Annotated in this window: 5 protein-coding genes; 4 read left to right on the plus strand and 1 reads right to left on the minus strand. The window is 68.1% G+C overall.

What is annotated here, in order from left to right; translation table 11 throughout:
• From AC1DU6_RS24705 to AC1DU6_RS24715, 3 genes are all read left to right on the plus strand, one after another.
• A partial coding sequence (locus AC1DU6_RS24705; RefSeq protein WP_477860300.1) for a succinylglutamate desuccinylase/aspartoacylase family protein occupies positions 1–514 on the plus strand: 514 nt, incomplete at its 5' end.
• Between the two features lie 239 nt (positions 515–753).
• Positions 754–1521, plus strand: a complete 768-nt coding sequence (locus tag AC1DU6_RS24710) for an ABC transporter ATP-binding protein (RefSeq protein ID WP_457324865.1) — start codon at positions 754–756, stop codon at positions 1519–1521.
• A gap of 6 nt (positions 1522–1527) precedes the next feature.
• Positions 1528–1896, plus strand: a complete 369-nt coding sequence (locus AC1DU6_RS24715; protein WP_457446238.1) for a YbaN family protein — start codon at positions 1528–1530, stop codon at positions 1894–1896.
• Here the strand turns inward: AC1DU6_RS24715 and AC1DU6_RS24720 are convergent.
• Positions 1893–2774, minus strand: coding sequence for a LysR family transcriptional regulator (locus AC1DU6_RS24720; protein ID WP_477860302.1), 882 nt, complete (start codon positions 2772–2774; stop codon positions 1893–1895). The genes AC1DU6_RS24715 and AC1DU6_RS24720 overlap by 4 nt on opposite strands.
• A gap of 134 nt (positions 2775–2908) precedes the next feature.
• Here AC1DU6_RS24720 and AC1DU6_RS24725 point away from each other — a divergent pair.
• The coding region (locus AC1DU6_RS24725) for an FAD-dependent oxidoreductase (RefSeq protein WP_477860304.1) at positions 2909–3214 on the plus strand (306 nt) is incomplete at its 3' end.

Raw genomic sequence — 3214 nt, forward strand, 5'->3', positions numbered from 1 at the left:
GGCCCAGGACTCGGGTGACAACCCCTTCGACGAGGCCTGCTCCCAGGTCTGGTGGAAGTGGGACAAGCATTTCGGCGGCAAGTTCCCGATTCCGCAGGCCTGCCTGTCGGTCACCGTCGAGCTGCGCGGCGCGGCCGACGTGACGCATGAGCTGGCCGCCGCCGATGCGAAGAACATCGTCGACTTCCTGCGCTGGCGCGGCCTGATTGCCGGCGACAAGCCCGAAGTGCCGGAGGCCATCGGCGACGCCCGCCCGCTGGCCGGCAGCATGCCGATCAAGTCGCCGGTGGCCGGCGTGCTGACCTTCGTCAAGGAGGTGGGTGTGGAGGTGACGGCCGGCGAAGTGCTGGCCCATGTCATCGACCCCATCACGGCCGAGGTCACTGAATTGAAGAGCCCGGTCGACGGCCTGTTCTTCGCGCGCGACTTCCTGCGCTTTGCGAACGCCGGCATGCGCGTCGCCAAGGTCGCGGGCCGCGAGGCGCTGCGCACCGGCAAGCTGCTCGGTGCTTGACATGAAGCCCCTCGCCCAGCCCAGCCGCGCTGAACGCGGGCAGGTCCGGTCGGTCTTGCAGACCGCGCTGCGGCATGTGCCGCAGCCCTTCGGCAGGCACATGCCGCCCGCAGGGCGCCATGTGTCCGGCCTCAGCCCCCTGGGGGACGGYGATGCTCGCGGCATCGAGCCGCGAGCACATCGCCAGCGCGGGCCGGCTTGGGAGCGGCCCTGCGTTCGGCCCGCAAAGAGAAACTGAAATGACGATCCAACTCCAGGCCACCAACATCCACAAGCGCTTCGGTGATCGCGAGGTGCTCAAGGGCATTTCCTTCGCGGCGCGGCGCGGCGATGTCGTCACGTTGATCGGGTCCTCGGGCTCGGGCAAGAGCACCTTCCTGCGCTGCCTGAACCTGCTGGAACAGCCCAACGAAGGCGAACTGAGCCTGTGCGGCGAAGCGCTGAAGCTGACCCGCGACCGCGACGGCACGCTGAAGGCCGCCTCGCCTCAGCAGCTGCAGCTGTGGCGCGCCAAACTGGCCATGGTGTTCCAGAACTTCAACCTCTGGGCTCACATGACAGTGCTGGAGAACGTCATCGAGGCACCCATCCACGTGCTKGGCAAGCCCAAGGCCGAGGCCATCGAGCGCGCGCAGGCGCTGCTGGCGCGCGTCGGTGTCTCGCATCGTGCCAACGTCTACCCGGCCCAGCTGTCGGGCGGCGAGCAGCAGCGCGTGGCCATTGCCCGGGCGCTGGCGGTCGACCCCGAGGTCATGCTGTTCGACGAGCCCACGTCGGCGCTGGACCCGGAACTGGTCGGAGAGGTTCTCAAGGTCATGCGCGACCTGGCGGCGGAAGGCCGCACGATGATCGTCGTGACCCACGAGATGGGCTTTGCGCGCGAGGTCTCCAACCACTGCCTGTTCCTGCACCAGGGCAAGGTCGAAGAGGAAGGCAACCCCAAGGAGATGCTGCTGCGCCCGCAGTGCGAGCGGTTGCAGCAGTTCCTCAGCGGCGGGCTGAAGTAGGGCGGCATGCACCGCGCGCTGGCCCGACTGCTGTGGCGCGCGCTGGCGGTGCTGAGCCTCGTGCTGGCCATGATCGGCGTCGTGCTGCCGGTGCTGCCGACGGTGCCCTTCCTGCTGCTGGCCGCCTGGGCGGCCGGCAAGGGCTGGCCGGCGCTGGAGACCTGGCTGCTCAACCACGCGCACTTCGGCCCCGGCATCCGCCGTTGGCGCGAGCGCGGCGCCGTGCCGCGTCGCGCCAAGTGGCTGGCGGTCGTGATGATGGCCTGCAGTGCCGTCATGCTGGTGCTGACACCGGCGCCGCTGGCCGTGAAGATCGCCGTGCCCGCCATGATGGCCGCCGTGGCGATCTGGCTGTGGCGCCGCCCGGAAACCTAGGCCGCCGGCCGCCAGTCGTGGGCCACCAGTGAATCGATGACGGCCTGCTGCGCCGTGCTCAGCGGCCGCTCCGACTGCACCAGCAGCTTGACCTCTCGGACGATCGGGCAGTCGGCCGTGCGCACATGCATGAGCCCGGCGGCGTCGGCGATGGACCGGGGCATGAAGGCGACGCCGAAGTTGGAGCGCACGAAGGCCTGAATCCAGTCCTCGCGGTGGGACTGCTGCACCACCTCCAGCCGCACGCCGCGATCAATCAGCAGGCGCTCGATATAGCTGGAGAACTCGCAGTAGATGCGCTCGCAGTAGCGCTCGCGATCCAGCTCGGCCATGTCAATGGTCTGCCGGCCACTGAAGCGATGGTCCTCGCCGATGGCGACGACGTAGTCCTCGAGGAACAGCATCTGCGCCTCGAAGCGGCGCGGCGTCTCATAAGGCGAGCACATGATGCCGATATCGACGTCGCCGCGGTCCAGCTCGTCGGTCAGCGCCTCCAGGTTGCCTTCGCGGAAATGCAGTTCGATGGCATGCCGATCCTGGCTTTCGACAAAGCCAGGCAGCACCTGATGGAAGTCGATGGTGCACATGACGCCGACGCGCACCACCTCGCGCTTGTCGCGCTTGAAACGGCGCGCCTGCTCGCGCGCGGCCTGGGCGGTGTCGAAGATCTGGCGGAAATTGGGCAGCATGGCCTGGCCAAGCTCGCTGAGCTGGACGGAGTTCTTGGTGCGGTCGAACAGCCGGCCACCGATCGTCTCCTCCAGCCGCTGGATGGCCTTGGTCAGCGCCGGCTGCGACACGAAGGACCGCTCCGACGCGCGCGTGAAGTTCAGCGTCTCGGCCACGGCCAGGAAATAGCGGATCTGGTAGAGCTCCATGCGCGGCGGTCGCGTGGGCCGGCGGTTTCCTTACATATCCCGCGATAACCCATGCGCATCGCGTCATGAATTGATGAGATTTCCCGGCTGAGGCAGCGATCCAGACACTGCGGCCCTCGCTTCATCCAGCCGCCATGTCCACCACAGCACCTCACCCGCCAGTCCGCACCATCGCCATCGTCGGCGGCGGCTTTGCCGGCACCACGCTGGCCAAGTCGCTTCACGGCCGCATGCCCGCAGGCTGGCAGCTGCTGCTGATCAGCGAGGAGAGCTACACCACCTTCAACCCCATGCTGCCCGAGGTGGTGGGGGCTGGCGTCTTCCCCGAGCATGTGGTGGCACCGATCCGCGAGATGCTGCCCGGTGTGCGCTTCGTGATGGGCGCCGTCAGCCGCATCGACAAGGCGGCCCGGCGCCTGACCTGCGACACCCTGCACGGC

The sequence above is a fragment of the Roseateles sp. P5_B10 genome (genome assembly GCF_056400485.1).

Bases quoted from the DNA above. Each gene is read 5' to 3' on its own strand.
- AC1DU6_RS24715 (WP_457446238.1), top strand. From the start codon at position 1,528: ATGCACCGCGCGCTGGCCCGACTGCTGTGGCGCGCGCTGGCGGTGCTG.
- AC1DU6_RS24720 (WP_477860302.1), bottom strand. From the start codon at position 2,774: ATGGAGCTCTACCAGATCCGCTATTTCCTGGCCGTGGCCGAGACGCTG.